The organism is Nocardioides hungaricus (assembly GCF_054782915.1).
Genome location: NZ_BAAGRO010000077.1, coordinates 1 through 1290 on the forward strand (window position 1 = coordinate 1; position 1290 = coordinate 1290).

The following is a 1290-nucleotide window of genomic DNA, read 5'->3' on the forward strand; positions in this document are numbered from 1 at the left end:
CACCGGGTGATCCTTCGAGTGATCTGCGAAAACCGACTCGAAGAAGGACCACACCGATGACCGCCATGCCCAGTATCGACCCTGCCCAGTTCCTGAACGAGCAGCTGTCCCAAGCATCGCCTGACCTGATGCGGGACCTGCTCACCACCTTCGTCAACGCACTGCTCTCCGCACAGGCCGACGCGGTGTGCGGCGCCGGCTACGGCGAGCGCAGCAGCGAGCGGGTCAACTCCCGCAACGGCTACCGCCACCGTGACCTCGACACCCGCGTCGGCACCCTCGATGTCGCGGTCCCCAAGCTGCGCACCGGCACCCTGTACCCGGAGTGGCTGCTCGAGCGCCGCAAGCGTGCCGAACGAGCACTCACCTCGGTCGTGGCGACCTGCTACCTGCTCGGCGTCAGCACGCGACGCATGGACAAGCTGGTGCAGACCCTCGGCATCACCGGCCTGTCGAAGTCCCAAGTCAGCGTGATGGCCAAGGAGCTCGACGAGCACGTCGAACAGTTCCGCACCCGACGCCTGGAGGACGCCGGGCCGTTCACCTTCGTGGCCGCCGACGCACTGGTGCTCAAGGTCCGCGAAGGCGGCCGCGTCGTGCCGGTCCACGTGCTGGTCGCGACCGGTGTCAACGCTGATGGGCACCGCGAGATCCTCGGCGTCCAAGTCACCACCAGTGAAGACGGCGCCGGCTGGCTGGGCTTCTTCCGCGACCTGACCGCCCGCGGCCTGGCCGGGGTCAAGCTCGTCACCTCAGATGCCCACGCAGGGCTGGTGGCAGCGATCGGCGCCACCATCCCCGGCGCAGCCTGGCAACGCTGCCGTACCCACTACGCCGCGAACCTGATGTCCGCGACCCCGAAGAGCTCCTGGCCATGGGTCAAGGCGCTGTTGCACTCGATCTACGACCAACCCGACGCCGACGCCGTCCACGCCCAGTTCGACCGGGTCCTCGACGCCCTGACCGAGAAGCTCCCCACCGTCGCCGAGCACCTCGAGACCGCTCGCGCCGACATCCTCGCCTTCACTAGCTTCCCCAAGGAGATCTGGCGTCAGATCTGGTCCAACAACCCCAACGAACGGCTCAACCGCGAGATCCGCCGCCGCACCGACGTCGTGGGGATCTTCCCCGACCGGGCGTCCATCATCCGCCTCGTCGGAGCCGTCCTGGCCGAGCAACACGACGAGTGGGCCGAAGGCCGCCGCTACCTCGGACTCGACGTCCTCGCCCGCGCCCAAACAGTCGACACCACGACTGAGGAGGTGGCGAGCACCGAGCTAGAACTCCAGG

1 protein-coding gene is annotated in these 1290 nt (G+C 67.9%); it reads left to right on the forward strand.

The window, feature by feature from the left end:
- Nucleotides 1-56: 56 nt before the first annotated feature.
- A partial coding sequence (locus ACYVKX_RS23265) for an IS256 family transposase (RefSeq protein ID WP_460836095.1) occupies nt 57-1290 on the forward strand: 1234 nt, incomplete at its 3' end.